16 protein-coding genes are annotated in these 19,066 nt (G+C 43.0%); 5 read left to right on the top strand and 11 right to left on the bottom strand.

What is annotated here, in order from left to right; translation table 11 throughout:
- Nucleotides 1–98: 98 nt before the first annotated feature.
- The 3 genes from M3I01_RS03580 to M3I01_RS03570 all read right to left on the bottom strand — a co-directional run bounded on the left by M3I01_RS03580 (nucleotide 99) and on the right by M3I01_RS03570 (nucleotide 5,565).
- On the bottom strand, nucleotides 99–1,517 hold the full coding sequence (locus M3I01_RS03580) for an esterase-like activity of phytase family protein (protein ID WP_255894215.1): 1,419 nt from the start codon (nucleotides 1,515–1,517) through the stop codon (nucleotides 99–101).
- A 178-nt stretch (nucleotides 1,518–1,695) separates the two neighbouring features.
- Nucleotides 1,696–3,297 carry an isocitrate lyase gene (locus M3I01_RS03575; protein WP_255894214.1) on the bottom strand — a complete coding sequence of 534 codons (1,602 nt, stop codon included), beginning with the start codon at nucleotides 3,295–3,297 and terminating at the stop codon, nucleotides 1,696–1,698.
- Between the two features lie 78 nt (nucleotides 3,298–3,375).
- A complete protein-coding gene (locus M3I01_RS03570) occupies nucleotides 3,376–5,565 on the bottom strand; it encodes a malate synthase G (protein ID WP_255894213.1) in 2,190 nt (729 codons plus the stop codon).
- Between the two features lie 145 nt (nucleotides 5,566–5,710).
- Between M3I01_RS03570 and M3I01_RS03565 the strand changes: the two genes are divergently transcribed.
- Nucleotides 5,711–7,237 carry a DUF3612 domain-containing protein gene (locus tag M3I01_RS03565; RefSeq protein WP_255894212.1) on the top strand — a complete coding sequence of 509 codons (1,527 nt, stop codon included), beginning with the start codon at nucleotides 5,711–5,713 and terminating at the stop codon, nucleotides 7,235–7,237.
- 144 nt (nucleotides 7,238–7,381) lie between these two features.
- Here M3I01_RS03565 and M3I01_RS03560 read toward each other — a convergent pair whose 3' ends face one another.
- Nucleotides 7,382–7,786 (bottom strand): DUF1801 domain-containing protein, encoded by a 405-nt coding sequence (locus M3I01_RS03560; RefSeq protein ID WP_255894211.1) that lies wholly within the window; start codon nucleotides 7,784–7,786, stop codon nucleotides 7,382–7,384.
- Nucleotides 7,786–8,367, bottom strand: a complete 582-nt coding sequence (gene nudK / locus M3I01_RS03555; RefSeq protein ID WP_255894210.1) for a GDP-mannose pyrophosphatase NudK — start codon at nucleotides 8,365–8,367, stop codon at nucleotides 7,786–7,788. The genes M3I01_RS03560 and nudK overlap by 1 nt, the downstream gene beginning before the upstream one ends.
- A gap of 272 nt (nucleotides 8,368–8,639) precedes the next feature.
- Here nudK and M3I01_RS03550 point away from each other — a divergent pair, with 272 nt between their 5' ends.
- The gene (locus M3I01_RS03550) at nucleotides 8,640–9,851 is read left to right on the top strand and encodes a phosphoribosyltransferase family protein (RefSeq protein ID WP_255894209.1); all 1,212 of its coding nucleotides are present in this window, start codon (nucleotides 8,640–8,642) and stop codon (nucleotides 9,849–9,851) included.
- A 91-nt stretch (nucleotides 9,852–9,942) separates the two neighbouring features.
- Here M3I01_RS03550 and M3I01_RS03545 read toward each other — a convergent pair whose 3' ends face one another.
- Complete coding sequence (locus M3I01_RS03545; RefSeq protein WP_255894208.1) at nucleotides 9,943–10,839, bottom strand: LysR family transcriptional regulator; 897 nt, start codon at nucleotides 10,837–10,839, stop codon at nucleotides 9,943–9,945.
- 98 nt (nucleotides 10,840–10,937) lie between these two features.
- On the opposite strand from M3I01_RS03545, the gene M3I01_RS03540 reads away from it, so the two are divergent.
- Nucleotides 10,938–11,912, top strand: coding sequence for an NAD-dependent epimerase/dehydratase family protein (locus M3I01_RS03540; RefSeq protein ID WP_255894207.1), 975 nt, complete (start codon nucleotides 10,938–10,940; stop codon nucleotides 11,910–11,912).
- A 70-nt stretch (nucleotides 11,913–11,982) separates the two neighbouring features.
- On the opposite strand, the gene M3I01_RS03535 is transcribed toward M3I01_RS03540, so the two are convergent.
- The 4 genes from M3I01_RS03535 to M3I01_RS03520 all read right to left on the bottom strand — a co-directional run bounded on the left by M3I01_RS03535 (nucleotide 11,983) and on the right by M3I01_RS03520 (nucleotide 14,125).
- Nucleotides 11,983–12,567, bottom strand: a complete 585-nt coding sequence (locus tag M3I01_RS03535) for a hypothetical protein (RefSeq protein ID WP_255894206.1) — start codon at nucleotides 12,565–12,567, stop codon at nucleotides 11,983–11,985.
- A gap of 204 nt (nucleotides 12,568–12,771) precedes the next feature.
- Nucleotides 12,772–13,035 (bottom strand): DksA/TraR family C4-type zinc finger protein, encoded by a 264-nt coding sequence (locus M3I01_RS03530; protein WP_112137135.1) that lies wholly within the window; start codon nucleotides 13,033–13,035, stop codon nucleotides 12,772–12,774.
- Nucleotides 13,036–13,073: 38 nt separating this feature from the next.
- Complete coding sequence (locus tag M3I01_RS03525; protein ID WP_255894205.1) at nucleotides 13,074–13,394, bottom strand: DUF2834 domain-containing protein; 321 nt, start codon at nucleotides 13,392–13,394, stop codon at nucleotides 13,074–13,076.
- Nucleotides 13,395–13,432: 38 nt separating this feature from the next.
- Nucleotides 13,433–14,125 carry an aspartate/glutamate racemase family protein gene (locus tag M3I01_RS03520; protein ID WP_255894792.1) on the bottom strand — a complete coding sequence of 231 codons (693 nt, stop codon included), beginning with the start codon at nucleotides 14,123–14,125 and terminating at the stop codon, nucleotides 13,433–13,435.
- 278 nt (nucleotides 14,126–14,403) lie between these two features.
- Here M3I01_RS03520 and M3I01_RS03515 point away from each other — a divergent pair, with 278 nt between their 5' ends.
- Entirely contained in the window at nucleotides 14,404–14,988 is a 585-nt protein-coding gene (locus M3I01_RS03515; protein WP_255894204.1) for a HupE/UreJ family protein, read from the top strand.
- A 218-nt stretch (nucleotides 14,989–15,206) separates the two neighbouring features.
- A complete protein-coding gene (locus M3I01_RS03510) occupies nucleotides 15,207–17,414 on the top strand; it encodes a putative bifunctional diguanylate cyclase/phosphodiesterase (protein ID WP_255894203.1) in 2,208 nt (735 codons plus the stop codon).
- A gap of 135 nt (nucleotides 17,415–17,549) precedes the next feature.
- Here the strand turns inward: M3I01_RS03510 and M3I01_RS03505 are convergent, their stop codons facing one another.
- On the bottom strand, nucleotides 17,550–18,992 hold the full coding sequence (locus tag M3I01_RS03505; protein ID WP_255894201.1) for an aspartate kinase: 1,443 nt from the start codon (nucleotides 18,990–18,992) through the stop codon (nucleotides 17,550–17,552).
- Nucleotides 18,993–19,066: the final 74 nt, after the last annotated feature.

Raw genomic sequence — 19,066 nt, 5'->3', positions numbered from 1 at the left:
CTAAATCAAATTAATAGAAACTGCTCATCATAAAAAAGGAATGCACTGCGGCATTCCTTTTTACTTTACTCAACGTCATAAAGCCTAATCTAAAGTCACTAATTGCCCATCAGATCGGCGTTAATAATATAAAGTCGATTCGAATCAATAGTATGACTATCAAGATGCTTTTGCTCTAGTTTGCCTTTCGTCGACCAAGTCGCAAAATCGTCATCGTTTAATACACCAAGGTGATGGCCATCAATCACCCACAAGCCTTCCATTTTATCATGTGGATAAGAAACGGCTTTTACCATGTCGATCACCAGCGCTTTACTGACCGGTTTAATGCCTTTTTCTGCTAATGCATCCCAACCATATGTGTTGGCGAATTGCTCTAAGGTCAATCCATCAATCATCAAGCCGTGACTCTCATCTCGCTTGATAGAACTCGATAAAGCAACACTAGAAAGCGGTGTACCGGTACTTAAGTCAATACGATACACATGCTTCTGAGCCTTTGGGTTGGCTTTAGACTCACCATTTGGTCCACCTAATAAGAAGCTGCCATCACGTTCAATGACCAAAAATTGATTAGCGGTCAACGTAGAAATCTCAGAATTTGCATTTTCGGCTTTTTCTTGGCGGTATAAGTATTGCTCAGTATTACCATCCGTTAAGTTCACTGTTACGATACGAGTCAAGTTGCCCTTTTGAGCCGCTTTATCTGGATTTTTCATGGTCGACTGCATAATACCCACCAAGGTGGTTTCATCTGGCGAAATGGCTAAACCTTCCATTCCACGATTCGCCCGACGATGTTGGAATACGGCAGGTAAATGGAACACATTGCGAGTATCGTTTTTAAACGCGTTAATTCGGCCGATTTCTACGCCATTACTATCAAAGTGAACAATATGGGGACCATACTCATCACTCACCCAAAATGTACCATCTTTTAGCGCGACTAAACCTTCACCATCTAAACCGTAATCATCCAATTTAATAGGATTCGTGTCCTTGTCATAAGGTTTACTGTCATTCATTAAAACGGGTTGTCCATTGGAATGATACGGCGTTTCACCCGTGCCACCTAATGCAGACGTATTCGGTAAACCAGAGATTAAACTGCCTTCTGGGCGTTTGAGTAAAATACTTCTTACCATAGAAATAGAGCCATCAGATTCTACTTCGAACAAACCAATACGTGGCGTATAAGAAGCTACAGGGAAGCTTTTCCCTTTACCGTATTCGCCCGTGTAATTCGCGTTTGGACCACGATCGGTTAATGCGTAAAACTGATTCGATTGGTTCGGATTCACCGTCATCGCAGAGCCAAAACCACCATTACGAATGTCAAAGGGCTGATTGGTTTTGCTATCAATAAGGTCCCCACGCAATACAGAATAAGGCAATTCACTCCCCTGCTTCGAAACATTATCCACAAAACTAGGTGCCGCTTGCGTCATTGCATTATTTGCACAACCCGATAAAACACCAATTGAAATCAAACTAACCAACCAAATCTTACCCGTCATTTTCAACCCCTATTAATGTGATAGCACTGCCGTGCTTTGATTATTTTCACCATAAGATAAAGGCTAGCCATGACGGTTTGATGACCTCGAATTAAAAAAACGTTTCCAATAAAAAAGACCAGCAGGGGGAAGACTGCTGGCCTTTGATATCAATACAATCAGATTATTATTCGTTTAATCAGACCGCGAATTGATTCATTGTATTGTCTTTGCCTGACGCTTTAAGCGCTTGCGCTCCAGAAAAGTACTCTTTGTGATCATCACCCATGTTTGATCCAGACATGTCTTGGTGCTTCACACAGGCTAAGCCTTGACGAATTTCTTTACGCTGAACTTCTTTTACATAGCCCAACATACCCATTTCACCAAAGTAATCTTTCGCTAAATTATCCGTAGACAATGCCGCAGTATGATAAGTAGGCAAGGTAATCAAATGATGGAAGATACCCGCTTGCGCCGCGGCGTCTTTTTGGAAACAACGAATGCGCTCATCTGCTTCGGCCGCCAATGGTGTGGCGTCATAGTCTTGTGACATCAATTTCTCACGTTGATATTGCGCTACGTCCTTGCCTTCCGCTAACCATGCATCAAACACTTGCTGACGGAAGTTAAGCGTCCAGTTAAATGATGGGCTGTTGTTATAAACCAATTTGGCATTTGGCATCACGTCACGAATACGATTCACAATCGACGCGATTTGGCCTATGTGTGGCTTTTCCGTTTCGATCCACAATAAGTCTGCTCCGTTTTGCAAAGACGTAATGCAATCCAATACCACGCGGTCTTCACCGGTATTCGGTTTAAAACGCACCAAACCATTCGCTAAGCGAGTTGGCTTAATCAAACGATCGCCCAGTTTGATCGCCATATCGCCAGATTTCATTTGCTCAAGAGACGTCACTTCTTCACCGTCTATAAAAGCATTGTATTGCTCAGCCAAATCACCAGCCGTTTGTGAAACTGGGATCTTTTGCGTCAAACCTGCACCCAAAGAATCAGTACGCGCAACGATGACACCATCGTCTACACCCAGCTCCATAAAGGCATAACGCACTGCGTTAATTTTCGCCAAAAAGTCTTCGTGGGGCACGGTTACTTTACCATCTTGATGTCCGCATTGTTTCGCGTCCGACACTTGGTTTTCGATCTGAATACAGCAAGCGCCTGCTTCAATCATCTTTTTCGCCAACAGATAAGTGGCTTCTTCGTTGCCAAAGCCGGCATCAATGTCTGCGATTATAGGTACAACGTGCGTTTCAAAGTTATCAATTTTATTCTGCGCTGCTTGCTCGCGGACTTGGTCACCTGCTTCTCTTGCGTCATCCATTTCTTTGAATAGATGCTGTAGTTCACGAGCATCGGCCTGCTTCAAGAAAGTATATAATTCTTCGATCAAGGCTGGCACTGAGGTTTTTTCATGCATAGACTGGTCCGGCAAAGGTCCAAATTCAGAGCGCATCGCCGCGACCATCCAACCTGACAAGTACAAGTAACGACTGCGTGTAGTGCCAAAATGTTTCTTAATCGAAATCATTTTCTGTTGACCGATAAAACCATGCCAGCAACCCAAAGACTGAGTGTAATTTGCTGAGTCTTTGTCGTAACTAGCCATGTCTTCACGCATAATTTTAGCGGTGTATTTGGCGATATCTAAACCCGTATTAAAGCGGTTTTGCAATTGCATTCTAGCCACAAACTCAGGGTTCATTGCCGCCCACGTTGGGCCTTGTTGATTGATTGTATTACTCGCTTGCTGGGTTTTATTGTTATAAGTTTGCATAGCATTTCTCACTTTTTAGGTTGTCTAAATTAATCAATTTGTAACGCTCAAATGTTTAAACTTTTTCAATTCGCTCGCTTAACTCGTTTCTTTCATCTGCACGCGATAAGCATGAAGCAATGGCTCGGTGTAACCGTTAGGCTGAATAACACCTTTGTAAATCAAGTCTTGTGCTGCTTTGAACGCGAGGCTTGATGACCCGGTATTCTTTGATTCATGAGACATCATCGGGCGATAGCCTTGGGTGTTTTTGTTTTGCTCATCAACAACGACGGCCATGCGCTGCATCACGTTATCTACCTGTGCTTTATCGCAAATTCCATGCAGCAGCCAATTAGCTAAATGTTGGCTGGAGATACGTAAGGTGGCGCGATCTTCCATCAAACCCACGTTATTGATGTCTGGCACTTTGGAGCAACCAACACCCGCTTCTACCCAGCGCACTACATAGCCCAACAAGCCTTGTACATTGTTCTCAACTTCTCGCTCAATCACTTGGTTTGATAAGGTCAAGTTGTGAGGAATGGTCGGAATCGTGAGCAAATCTGTTAGATTCGCTTTAGGACGCGACTTAATTCGCTCCTGCACGTCAAACACATTTATTTGATGGTAATGCAGCGCATGCAGCGTCGCCGCAGTAGGGGAAGGCACCCAAGCCGTGTTGGCGCCTGCTTTTGGGTGCGCAATTTTCGCTTCCATCATCGCCGCCATTTCATCTGGCATGGCCCACATGCCTTTACCAATCTGTGCTTTACCCGGCAAACCACACTGCAAGCCGATGTCTACGTTGCGATTTTCATACGCTTGAATCCAAGGCTGATTTTTAATCTGATCTTTTGGCAAAAATGGTCCGGCTTGCATACTGGTATGAATCTCGTCACCAGTGCGATCCAAAAAGCCGGTATTGATGAAAAACACGCGCGATTTGGCCTGACGAATACACTCTTTTAGGTTCAACGTCGTGCGACGTTCTTCATCCATAATGCCGATCTTGATGGTATTTTTTGGCAAGCCCAACATCTGCTCTACACGACCAAACAGCTCACAACTGAACGCCACTTCATCGGGTCCATGCATCTTAGGTTTAACAATATAAATACTGCCGGCGCGACTGTTTCGTATGCCTTCGTTACGCTGTAAATCCAACGCTCCGATTAAAGCCGTTACCACCGCATCCATGATGCCTTCTGGTACAAAATTGCCCAGTTCGTCCTGCATCAAATCGCATTCCATTAGGTGGCCAACATTTCGAACCAATAATAGAGAACGACCATGCAAGCGGTACTCTTTGTTATGCAAATCCGTAAAGCAGCGATCAGGGTTCATACGACGCGTCTGCGTTTGTCCATCTTTCTCGAAGCTGGCTTCTAGCGTGCCTTGCATCAAACCCAACCAGTTGCGGTAAACATCAATTTTGTCTTCAGCATCGACAGCCGCAACGGAGTCTTCGCAGTCAATAATGGCGCTCAGTGCGGACTCAATAACAATGTCATTAATGTTGGCTTTATCTTTCACACCATTTTGGCCGTTACGATCAAAATGGATCTCTACGTGCAAGCCGTTATTTTTCAATAAGACCGCTTCAGGGTCGCTGCGCTGACCATTAACCGCCACCAGCTGAGAAGGTTGTTTCAAACCGGTTTGGCTTCCATCGTCAAAGAAAGCCAGCAGATGGTGGTAATAAACCACATAACTACTCACGTCTTTATGAGAACCACTTTCAAGAGGAAATGCGTCATCCAAAAAGGCTTTGGCTTTAGCAATCACCTGTTCACCACGTGCAGCGTTATAGCCTTTATTGGTTTCAAGCCCAGTAGTTTTTGCAATCACATCGGTGCCATAAAAAGCATCATACAAACTGCCCCAGCGAGCATTCGCCGCATTCAGAGCAAAACGTGCGTTCTTTACTGGCACAACTAATTGCGGTCCTGCAAGCGTCGCAATTTCATCGTCCACGTTATCCGTCATGATGGTGAAATCGTCTCCCTCTTCTACCAAGTAACCTATCTCACGTAAAAAATCCTCATACGCTTGAATGTCCATTGGCTGACCTTTTTGAGCAAGATGCCATTGGTCAATCTGCTGCTGCATAACATCGCGAGTCGTTAATAATTGGCGGTTAATCGGCGCTAAATCAGAGATTAATTGTTCTAAATCTTGCCAAAATTTTGTTGGCTCGATGGTATGAAAGGGAAGCACTTCTTCATTGATGAAGTTGCAAAACCCTGAGTGGATCAGACTGTTATTTTTAGGTAAGGGCATATTCATCTCGCTTTCCTTCTTTAGTGAGCTTTATTCTTATCTTTATCAAATTAGCCGCTGAGAAAACCGTTCTCGCTTGCTTGATTTATAGTCTATGCGCAACTAAGATAAAATTTCACAATAAGAATTACACAGTGTAAATTTTACAAAAATGAAAAATAAAAATAGCCTTAATCGCAAAGCCCATTTTTTGGGCACAAAAATCCGCAACCTGCGTAAACGTAACCGTTTGACGATGGAAGACTTATCTTCAAGATGCATAAAAATCGACGCAGAATCCGCGCCGTCTGTGTCATATTTATCAATGATAGAAAGAGGAAAACGTATTCCCAGTGAAGACGTTTTGGAGGTTATTGCCAGCGTTTTTCAGAAAAATGTCGAATGGTTTTTAGATGATATTCCCGAAGAAGATGCCATTACGCCATCGAAAGGCTCTGGTGGGGGTATCAGCGGCATGGCGCTAGAACCAAACTTTTTATTCTCCAAAGAAATATTGCAAATTGCCATTCCAGAAATGCTTTCTCAAACAGGCACCAGCGGTCGACAGTTCGCCCACCTGCTAATCCGCGCCCATCAGGAACATAACCAGAACCACTTTCCCGATTTGGAGCGAGCGGCAGAAGACGTTGGTCTTAAGCGCTTGCCATTAAGTCTTGATGAGATTGTCGCCATCACCAAACAAATGGGTTTGCAGATCAAATGGTTTCGTAAAACACCTTTGTCTATTTTAGAGAGTATGGGCATTGATGAAAGCCATGTCGTGACGTCTTTCTTTGATCCACCAAACACGATTTACATTAATCAGATAATGAAATCCCAACCGCAGCGTTTGAAATACAATCTCGCGGTACACATAGGGCATACCGTGCTGCACGACAAAGACGGCATGAAAAATGTATTGGTCACAGGCCGAAATGAAATTTCGCCCCTGCAAGCCCAAAATTCAAAAATGCAATCCTCAGGAATGGACGCGCAAGATATTTTGCACGCGTGGCGAGATTTTGAATGTAGCTTTTTTGCTGGTGCGCTGCTTTGTCCAAAAGTCCCGTTCCGGCACATGCTGGATCGCAATGGTTATGAGATTAATACCGCGCAATTGGCAGGCGTATCAGAATCCGTTGCCATGCGCCGTATGACAGCCGCTTCGCCTTACCCTCATTGGCATTATTTCGACGCTTACGCACCAGGCAAACTCAAAGCCGTGTACCGAGGAAATGGCATTCCTCTACCTTGGGGAAACATGAGCATGGTGGAAGACCCTTGCCAACATTGGGCGGTATTTCGAAAAATTAGCGAACCGAGCACTGGATCGTCCGCGCAAATATCTATCCTTAATGTCGGTAACGAACCGCGCATTTACGCGTGTGAATCCGTCAAAGTGCAAGACCTTGCCGGCAACAGCCACGTACTTTGCTCTGGTATCGACCTCAACCCTGCAATAAACGCGCAGGGTAAAGACGCTATTTCTATCGCTGATGATTTAAAGCAAGCATGCGTTGCTGGCGGTGGATCTTCACACATTCCGAAAAGCATCAAAAAAGACCTGATGAGCGTGGCGAAAATCCTCAATATCAACTGGGTCGAGCGCGGCATAGAAAGCGACGCTCGGCTGATCTGCTCACGCGGCGCAGTCTGCCCAAGATCACCGAGTTGTTATCAGCAATGTAGACAAAGTTAAGTCGCCCAAATAAAAATGGTTTTAGCCATTCAAAAGTGAGATGTATTGGATAAGGCGTATAGGTCACCAGCAAACGGCACTAATGGTGCGGTGCTGGGGAAATGCAGTGTCCGTTACTGCGCCGATTCAATTAGACAATGAAAGTTATGCCCCTAATAAGGGGAGATGTTTATTTTTCTGGTATGTCATTGCTATTTCAATGCAATGCCGTAGGCAATTAAGCGGGGCGTCTTGATTCAGTCTCAACGCAATCGCGCGGTTTCCTTCGAATTCAAACTGATCGGAATACAGTTCTCGAAAGGTATCAACTAATGTACTTTTACAGTTAAAGTAAAAGTAATATTGGTTTGGTGCTTTGGGCTTCCAATCAATTCTTATTGGACTGCCACCTTTAACATAATAGCTCGGCTCACCCCATTTTAGCGATTCTTCAACGGTACCAAGTTGATTGTCTTGTGCTACGGATAAAATCAATTCCCGCATCCCTAACATGATGGTTTTCACTTCATCAGGATAACCATCAAACTTGCCTTCTACGTTAGTCAACATTAGAGCAAACCTTTTAATTTAGCGTATTGCAGCAGCATAATGGTTTTCCCATCTTTAATCTCTCCAGAATCCACCATAGAACAAGCAAGCTGAAAATCTAATTCAAGTACCTCAATATTTTCTTGTTCATGTTCAAGGCCACCACCATCAGACACCTTCATATGGTCAGAGTATTGAGCAACGAAAAAATACAGCATTTCTGTCACTGAACCGGGTGACATGTAAGCTTCAAATACTTTTTTGACGCTCTCAACATGAAAACCCGTTTCTTCTTGTGTCTCTCGTTTAATACAATCTTCTGGGTTGTCTTGATCCAATAAGCCCGCACAAGATTCGATCAGCATCCCATCATGATTGCCATTTACGTAAGTGGGCAATCGGAATTGTCGTGTTAGTACTACGGTCTTTTTCTCAGTGTTGTAGAGTAAGATGGTTGCACCATTACCTCTATCGTACGCTTCACGCTCTTGATATTGCCACTGTCCATTTTTGTCTTTCAACTCAAACGAAAACTTATTTAAGGTATACCAACTATCGGATAACAACGTTTTTTTTATATTGCGAATGTCCGTCGTACTCATACTTATTTCCCCTAGAGTTTAGACATATTGATCCAGCTGATTGAACTCAAAATATAGCAGGATAGCGCTTCCCCTATCTATTCATTCCATTAAAGGGTTTTCAGAATTAATAGAATGACACCAAGGTTACACTTGAATCCATACTCAGGAACAATCTTGTGTGGCACCTAATCGACATAAAAATGCCATTTATCCTCAATAAGCCCTATCGAAACAAGTCCACACGTATTAAAATCTGCCCAAATCCCCTACCCCTTCGTTAAGGATCTTTAATGACTTTGTCGACCAGTCAGTCAACTAATGTCGTAGTTGTTAGTAACTCTTCTGATAATCCATTTGCCATCGACATTGCCTATGCAATGGGACAGTACGATGATATCGCTGATTTGATCAGTATGAAGCAGTTCATGAACTCTGAATTTTGTCCTCGATTTATTTCTGACGAGGCGGATTTTGATAAAATTGGCCGCAAGCTAAAGGGTAAATCTGTCATTATTGTCAGTACTGGCAGTCATGTGAAAAGCCGCCAAGAACTCGCCATGTCGAACTTTATCATTGCCCGTGCCGCCAAAGAAAACGGCGCCGCTCGCGTCATCTTGGTGGAACCCGATCTGTTTTACAGTGCACAAGATCGCGGCCCGCACATTAGTTTAGGTGAAACCAGTTTTGAACGTGATATTAAGGACGTTAAGAAATTTGACGGCCAGCCTTTCACCGCAAAACTGTACGCACAAATGCTTAAGTTATCGGGTGTCGACACCGTGATGACTATCCATAACCATTCTGATTCTGTACAAAAAATCTTTACCGAAGTCTTCGAAGGCGATTTCCACAACCTAATCCCGTATGAAATCTACGCGCACTATTTGCTAAATTCAGATATTTTGCATTACGGCGAAGACGGCGAAGGCCTTGTGTTGTGTGCTCCAGACAAAGGCGCGCGTGATTTCGTAAAAGAAATGTACAAAACGCTTGGCCTGAAAAAAGCCAAGTTCATCATGCTCGACAAAGAACGCACCAACGAACGCAAAGTTGAAATTACGCTGCACAAAGAAAGCGAACACACATTCGACGGCTTAGACGGCGCCAGTATTGTGTTATTCGACGACATGGTCCGCACGGGTTCTACCGTGGTTAAATCTTGTCAATTTTTAAAGCAGATCAACCCTCAACGCATGGTGTTTGCCGTATCGCATTTTTATGCCAGCGATGAAGGCCGTGAACGTATGGCGCACCCTGCACTGGGCGAAATTTTAACGTTGAATACGCTGCCCACTATATTAAACCGTGATGAACAAGGCCGTTTGCGTAAGAAGATGGTGGTACTAAAAGTAGAAAAATGGCTCGCTCAAGAGCTTTGCAATATACTCGACTTACCCCAAAATCACGAAGCCAATCCTTATAAAATCGATATGTCATCGAAAAACCCTCGCTTCAAACGCAAAATATGGTTCAGTGAAGAGCTACACGAACTGCAACCATAGTCATGCGTTTTTCCGTCCAGTACAGTGTGCTGGGCGGTAACACTTTCTCCAATCAAAATGCCTTACAGTACAAAAACCAAAATCATAGAAATTAGCAATTATTCACGTAACTTAATAATCCAGTCACGAGTTCATCAAATACCGCTTGGCACACAGGACTTTTCCTTAAGTCTTCATGCATAGTCACCCAAGCATCCATTTCAAAAGTAAAGTTGTCGGGCAATAATCGAATAAGGCTTTCATCACACTGGGCTAAATTTGACTGACAAATACCAATTCCAGCGCCTGCTCGAATTAACGATAACTGAGCGACATTGCTGTCTGTCCGAAAACTAAAGCTGCTTTTCTCTAGGGAAAACGGCAATTTTTTTGAGACGGTGCGAATGTAGTCTGTTAATTGATCAAAACCAATCAATTTATGTTGTGCAAGGTCACCAAGAGTCGAAGGAACACCGTGCTTTTCTAGATAAGTTTTATGAGCATAAAAACCCAACTCAATGCTGCCAATACGTCGCGCAATTAATTGAGTTTGTATGGGGCGAAAAAATCGTATGGCAATGTCTGCTTCTCGGTTCAAAAGGTTCTGTATCTTGTCTGAAAGCACTAATTCGATGCTTACATCAGGGTATTTTTCTGCAATGTTTGTAAACATGTTAGGCAAAATTTCGATGCCAATTACATCACTGGAAGTAATTCTGACCGTCCCTTGAATACCCTCGCCTTGATGACTGGCAACGCGCTCCATCGCCGCTGCGATACTTGCCATTTCAGTCACAGATCCAAGCAAGGCGTTCGCCGCTTCAGTAGGTGTTAAGCCGCCTTGCGTTCGTATGAACAGAGTAATATTCAATGCCCGCTCTAATTCAGCAATATGTCGACCTATGGTCGGCTGTGTAGAACCAAGCGATCGCGCGGCAGCCGATAAAGAACCTTCCTGCATGACTCCAAGAAATGAATGGTACAACTCCCACATAATGGCCTTACTCATACAAAAACGTATAGCCTCTCTATCATTATCGTCAATTTCATTTAGTTCACAGAATATCTAAGCTTGCTTCATCAATCTACTAAATTTGGAGAAGCAAGATGAATACACCATTAAAACAAAAGAGAGCCTTAGTATTAGGCGCAACAGGCGGTATTGGCAGTGAAGTGGTACGCCAATTAAATAATGCAGGGTGGCACATTCACGCGCTCAAACGAGGTGCGAATCAAACATCAGAAAGTAAAAATATCACTTGGTTCAAAGGAGATGCACTCAATCAAGCCGATGTAGAGACCGCGGCAGAAGGCTGTCAGGTGATTTTACATGGCGTTAATCCCCTCGGCTATAAAAGCTGGGGAAGGCTCGTTTTACCTATGTTAGACAATACGATTGCCGTTGCAAAAAAGATCGGCGCTTGTATCGTGCTTCCAGGTACTGTTTATAACTATGGTCAAGATGCTTTCCCATTACTAAACGAAACATCCCCACAAAACCCAGTCACTAAAAAGGGCCATATTCGAGTAGAAATGGAACGTCGCTTACAGGTTTTTTCCGAACACGGTGGGCAGGTCATTATTGTAAGAGCGGGGGATTTCTTTGGTCCAAGTGCCGTTAACAACTGGTTTTCTCAAGGATTAATAAAGCCTAATAAACCAATCAAAAACATCAGTAATCCATCTACTCTCAATGTTGGTCATCAATGGGCTTACTTGCCAGACGTAGCGACGACTATGGTCAAACTGATCGAAAATCGCGATACCTTAGACGCTTTTTCAACCTTTCATATGAATGGTTTCTGGGATAAAGATGGTGAGCAGATGGCAAAAACTATTCGTCGAGCTGTGGAAATACACATGGGGGAAACACCTAACATTTCTGCCTTTCCTTGGAGGTTAATGTCTTGCATCGCACCATTTAACGAAACCCTAAAAGAGATAATGAAAATGAGGTACCTATGGCAACAGCCTATTCGCATGAACAACACTAAGCTGATTCAACAATTAGGAAAAGAACCTTCGACTCCAATCGACAAAGCGGTAGAAGACACCTTAAAAGCATTGAACTGTTTGAATTAAAACCTAACTATCATACAAAAATGCCGCGAGTTACCGCGGCATTTTTATATCTGTTATTCAATTTTACTGGTCAGGCACGAAAAGCCAATAAAAGAATATCTTTAATTTTACGATCTATTTCTACTTGTGCAGTCTCAAAATCAGCTCGTTCTACTTTGTACAAGAAAGGCTGCACACCGCGTAGTTTCTTGATCGCTTGTGGGTCTTCCGCTAACAAAACCGCGACATATGAAAACGCATCATAAAAAGAGAACGCTTGCTCTTTCAATGCGTTCAAATAAGAGTCGACAGTCTCTTCACCGAACACTTGTTTGATCGCTGTAATCGCACCAAACACCGCGGCACCTTCACAAAGTGCAGATGTTTTAGCATCTTGTGTGCCGATAGGAAACAAGCCTCGCACCATTTCCTGAATCACATCCGCCAGCAACATCACATCATTCGTGAAGACTCTGACCGGCATCTGAATTGTGTAGCGATACGGCTCGTCTACGTAAGCAAAAATCATGCTTGGCTTAGTGATGTCATCGCGAACGTCGAAACCATCAAACTTAGCCTCTGCAACGGCTTCGCCAAAAAGAAACTCAACCGCCGGCAACCAAGCCGCGCGAAGTTTCTCTAACTTATTAACCTCTGTTGAGTAAGTGTCTACCACAGTCTCATCCTTAATATATTCTGAAAGAAACAGAGCGCGAGACTTGTTCTCATAAACACTCTTTTAGATAGGCGAAATTTTATCATATTGGAGAAGATCAAGCAGGGGGAAATTCGATAAAAAAGCCGTCAAAGGTACGTAGCGCTAACCTACGTAGAGTAATAAAGCAGGAGAAAAACAAGGCGGTTAATCATGTGAAAAGGGTTATCGTAGCTGACTGTCTTTGCTTCCCGCTCGATTGTACAACGCCGCTCGACCTTTCTTTTCCGCCTCAGACTGACACTGAATACACAAACGCACGCCAGCAATAGCCTTGCGTCTAGGTTCAGGAATTACGCCATCACATTCTTCGCAGTGAGTCAGGCTTTCGCCTTTAGGCATGCTGTTTTTCGCGCGTTCTACTTCAGAATCCACCGTCGCGTCTATTTGATCTTGCACTGCACCATCTTGCGCCCAACCACTGGCCATAACGTGAGCCCTCTTAAAATGTACTTAAAAATAGCGGATTAAATACTTTTTACACAGCGCTGCTTTTCGCGCAAGTAAAGGTACAAAGGCAACCCACACGATACGCCGACACTCAATGTTCCAGCTATTGCAACAAATCGCCACTTCACTTGGTTTTTTTCTCCGTCGTGTACAATAAACCCCAATAGCGCAACCGCTGCTATAATCACATCCAGCCATGCAAAAATACTAATAGGATTCGCAATGGCTTCAATAAAAAACTGCGTAATGTCTACGCCATTTTCAAGAAGCCAGGGAATAAAAGCCGCGTATGGCACAATCGTACCAATAATTGCCAAACCTAAATAAAACATTAACATTCTTATACCTCCATGTTTTCAAAAGTGATGTCTACAATTCAAGATAACGCCAATTTAACACCATGCTGTGCATGGATTTCTGTTGTGTCGTATAAACGCACTTTAGTATCTGTTTGCTTAATGAGCAAGGCAATTTCAGTGCAACCTAATATGATGGCTTGAGCCCCTTTTTCGTGGAGTTTGTCGATGATATTTATGTAGTGACGTTTAGATTCGTCGTTAATCACGCCGAGGCACAGCTCGTTGTAGATGATGTCGTGAACGATGGTTTGATCTTCTGCATTGGGAACTAAAACCTCGATGCCAAATTTGTTCGTCAATCGCCCCTTATAAAAATCTTGTTCCATAGTAAAGCGAGTTCCAAGCAATCCCACTTTAGTAATACCATCTAGAATCAAGTTTTGAGCGGTAGCATCGGCAATATGCAAGATCGGAATATCGATGTTTGCTTCAATGTCTGGGGCGACTTTGTGCATGGTGTTGGTACAAATCATTAAAAAATCAGCACCTGCCTGTTCTAAAGATTTTGCCGCATTGGATAAAATCGTCGCCGTTTCAGCCCATTTCCCCTGATGTTGTAGCTTTTCAATTTCATCAAAGTCGACGCTGTACAAAAATATTTTCGCAGAATGTAAGCCGCCAAGCTCCGCTTTTACGCCTTCATTGAGAGATTTGTAATAACTGGCCGTTGATTCCCAGCTCATTCCACCTAACATTCCAATCGTCTTCATCTTATTCATCTTATTCATCTTATTCATCCAAAAATTGCTATTCAAAAGAATATAACAAAGCAAAGTGAACGTGGGGAGATACAAACTGTCGAAATAATAAGCGTTTTTTGTATTGTAATTTATCCTTCCAGGCGAAAAACGTGCGCACTTAGTAATATCATTCAATTTATCCTTACGGTGAGTATGCTAGAATTCACAACTCCAGCCGCAAGAGCGGTGGTTTAAGGAAGACCTTTTTAAAAGATATCTTCAATCATTTTCCTTTAGGAGACGACACCATGCGTTCACATACGCTTAAAATGGGATTAGTGGCATTGTTTGCTACAATACCTGCTCTTGCATTAGCTCACCCTGGACACGAACACACCACCAGTTTCATGTCTGGCTTTATGCACCCTATGGGTGGTTTGGATCATTTATTGGCCATGCTAGCGATTGGTCTTTGGGCAGCAAGTCTTGGCGGTCGTGCTTTGTGGGCTATTCCTACGGCATTCGTTGGCACTATGCTGGTGGGTGGTGGTTTAGCCGTTGCTGGCGTACAAGTTCCTTTTATTGAACAAGGCATTATCTTGTCGGTAATTCTAATGGGCGCTTTGTTAGTCGGCGCAGCACGTTTCCCTGTTGCAATTTGCGCAGGCATTGCCGGATTATTTGCTGTTTTTCACGGTGCAGCCCATGGCTTAGAAATGCCATTAAATGCGAACGGTGCAGAATACGCACTCGGCTTTGCTGCTGCGACTGCATTATTGCACCTTGTTGGAATCGGTTTTGGTGCGGTCATTGCTCGCTTCCAAGCGCCTATTATAACTCGCGTTACTGGTAGTCTAATTGCCATCGCTGGATTATTTCTAGCACTAATATAATCTAGACTTAACTGCGGAGCGTTTCTTCTGAATAACGCTCCGCGACTCTCTTTTTCTTCAGAGAAGCACTTTTCTCAAAATCGGATACACTTAGCCTTAGCATCACCCTACATCTTGCTGATACTTTGCACATTTAATTACAAAAAATGAAATACCAATAAATCATTTATGAGTATGATTTGATGTGTTAATTGATCAACCTAATTAAGGACAATTGATTGAAAGAAGCGAAGCTTAAGCAACCCTCTGCCATTATTATTTCCTGTATTGCTTTTTGCATTATTGCCTTATTCGGTACCTATTGGACACAATCGACGAATGATTCAATTATTGATCAGCAAAAGTCTTTTTTAAATGGTCTATCTCGCACACAAGCGTCTATTCTAGAACGCCGTCTTTCATCTGTTTTCACCTCAGCTCAGATCTTAGCGTTTGAAGTAGAGCATAGAGACGGTGATAACGAGTGGTTTGATGAATACGCCAATAACCTTATCCAATCCATTGGCGGTATTGAAAACCTTCAACTTGCACCAGATGGTATTATCGAAAAAATCTATCCTCTAGAAGGAAATGAATCCGCTATTGGATTAGATGTCGTCTCAATGCCTCGACTCAGAGAAGAAGCCATGCTGGCCATTAAGGATAAAAGGCTTTTTGCGCTTGGGCCAGTGCCCCTTGTACAAGGTGGTGTGGCCGTCATTAGTCGTGCACCGATATTTTTATACAGAGGTACACAACGGGAGATTTTTTGGGGATTGGCTTCTGCCGTTATTTACTTAGATAACCTATTAGAAGCAACGCAATTAAAGCAGCTCGAAAATGAAGGCTACCAATATAGCCTTTCAAGAAAACACGCAGGCACGAATGAAAAAATAATATTGTCTTCTTCTTTTACTCCTCTGAATGATATTCAGGCATCGACCGACCTTATTCTTCCCGTTGGAACGTGGACGCTCAGTGTTAGCAAAACACTCGGTGCGCAATTAACAGCACGCAGTATAACGGGGTATGTAATTAGCTTCCTTGTGGCATTTTTACTTTCCATTGCTTTGTACGCAATTTTAATTCAGCCACTGAGACTGAGAAAATTAGTAAAAGAAAAAACCACAGAACTTCAGCAACTCGCTTATCAAGATCCATTAACTGGTCTGCCAAATCGTCGATATTTACAAGACAGACTACCTAGAACGCTGTATAGCAATCAAAAACGCAAACGCATTTCGGCTTTTATTTATTTTGACTTAGATAACTTCAAACGCATTAACGACACAATAGGCCATGATGTTGGCGATAAGGTACTTGCTCTTGTTGCAGACAGACTAAACAAGCTAAAAGGCATATCCGACTTAGTGGTACGTTTGGGTGGTGATGAGTTTGGTATTTTGATTGGAGACATTAGCGATCAAAAAGAAGCTGAAGCGCACGCAAACAACATATTAGAAAGCATTCGCGCACCATTAAAAATGGACTCAAAAGAATACATACTCAGTACATCTTTAGGTATTGCAATGATTCCAGAGCATGGTTATGACCTAGTAACCATTATGCAAAATGCGGATATGGCGCTATACCAAGCTAAGTCGAAAGGAAAAAATCAATTCTCTTTTTACACTGAGAAAATGAAGATAAGCACACATAATTTGATCCAAGTGGAAGACGATCTATCCCGAGCATTACAAGACAACGAATTTGAATTATATTTTCAACCGCAGTTTGATCTAAAGACAAATCAAGTATTCGGCGCCGAAGCACTAATTCGTTGGAATCACCCAGAAAAAGGCCTTATTTTCCCTAATGACTTTATCCCTCTTGCAGAAAATACGGGACAAGTTGTCACATTAGGTTATTGGGTTCTAGAAAACAGTATCAAATATTTGGAAAAACGAAAGAAGGAAGGAAGACCTGATATTTTGCTGCATATCAATCTTGCCTCGAAACAACTCTGTGACCCTCACTTTGTCACTTTGGTTCAAGAGCTACTGATACGATATCAAGTTCCAGCCACATCTATTGCCTTTGAAATCACAGAGACCTCAATTCTTGAAGACATTCATCTAGCGAGAGACCTGCTGCAAAAGCTAAAAGATATGGGCATTGGCATTGCCATTGATGACTTCGGTACAGGTTATTCTTCACTTGCTCAACTAAAAAACCTCCCTGTTGATTTACTAAAAATCGACCGCAGCTTTGTCATGGATTTGGAAAAAGACCCAGACGATCGAAAAATCGTCGAAGCCATTATTGCTATGGCGCATAAGTTGAATATTAGAGTACTGGCAGAAGGCATTGAAACAAGAGCGCAGTGGAAGATGTTAGCCGCTTTTCAATGCGACTTTGGCCAAGGCTTTTATGTGAGTAAAGCCGTCACTGAAGACGAGTTCAATCAAGGAGTGCCGATTGTTCATCGGGATGATGCCCCGCTCTAATACATTTCCTTTGGAGATTCTTCGTTGAATAAGCGTAAAAACTTTCAACGAAAATTAACAAAGAAATTAAACAAAAAGACCCCAAGTACAATCTGCACTTGGGGTCTTTTTATATCAATGCGCTCGCTTAGAATATTAAGATGCTAAACAAATGGCACGACCATGGTTGTGCACTTCCACAAGCTCTTTATGTAAACTGCAAATCGTTTTTTCGTAATCTTCTTCGTCAACCACAAACTGCATGTCCACTTGGCGCATAGATTGGTGCATTGCTAAGACATTCACGTTCTGTTCCGCGATGGCCTTAACCGCTTTCGCAAGCATACCCGTGGTTTTCATATCACTACCAATTGCAGACACAATAGCCACCTTACGTTGCGTAATCTCTGCTTCTGGAAAACGCTCATGTAACACTCGCATGACGCGCTTTAAAGTTTTCAAGTTGATCGCTAAATAATGCGTAATGGTATTGGCATTAATGTCTTTGGCAATAATATGAGCGTGGAACTGATTTAATACTTTTAGAATCGCCACATCGAATTTATCGATGTCGCCCGCCATATCTTGATCAAACAGTTCGACGGCAAATACACCACGACAACCCGCAATGATCTCGACACACGGCGCGTCACTTACGTAGTCGCCAGTAATGAGTGTACCGGTATGATCTGGCTCAAAAGTGTTTTTCACCCGCAATGATATGCCGCTTTGACGTAGACCTTTTGCTGCTTTTGGGTGAATCGCTTCCATCCCAAGGTTAGCAAGCTGATCCGCTACATCGTAATTAGTTCGACCAATTGGCACAGCGTTGTTTTCGCCCACTAAACGAGGATCAGCACTGCTCAAATGAAACTCTTTATGGATGACCGCTTCGCGAGCCTCAGTGAGTACCGCAATTCGACTAAAAGTCATTTCACTGTAGCCACGGTCAAATGTCGACATCAGGCCTGTTTCGCTGTGAGCATAACCGGTTGCAATCGGCAGCTCTTTGCTTAGATCAACGTCTTTAAAAGCGTCAAGAATTCGTTCATCAAGAGACATGTGGCTTGGACTATTCCAACCGGTCAAATCAACGTATACGGCATTCACACCGTCTCGTTGTAAAAGATGGGCCGTGTTCCATGCACTGTGTGCCTCACCAATACTGGCCAGCATTTCTCGTACTGTAGCAAGATGTTCGCTAATCGAAAAATGACCATGCTGACAAAGACGATGCAAATCTTCTAAGCATTCTTGAGCTTCTTGCAAACGACTGCTTAAGAAAGTATCCGCTTTATGACGCAGTTCACCTTCTTCAAACAAAGTATGGTTAATATCTAACATGGCACTGCGTACATCTTGCAACGCAGGGAACCAGTTATTCTGCTTACGCTCTTGAGCGAATAAAGCAAATACACCCGCATCGCCTGTTTTCTTATGCTCTAACAGCTTGTCTGTCATGCCTGAATAAGCAGAAACAACAAAAACACGCTGATACATGCTGCTTTCTTGAGTAGGCTTAAAAATTATATTATCTCGAACCGAACGGTAGTCACTCATGGACGTTCCGCCGATTTTTTCAACTGTATGTTGTCCCATCATTTATCCAATTTGTTAAGAGGCCGAGAGTAAAGTGTCGGCCAAAATCAAAAACTGCCGCTATATTGTCACAA

Origin of the sequence: Marinomonas maritima (genome assembly GCF_024435075.2) — a bacterium.
GTDB classification, from domain to species: Bacteria; Pseudomonadota; Gammaproteobacteria; order Pseudomonadales; family Marinomonadaceae; genus Marinomonas; species Marinomonas maritima.
This window is presented reverse-complemented; position numbering and strand designations above follow the sequence as displayed.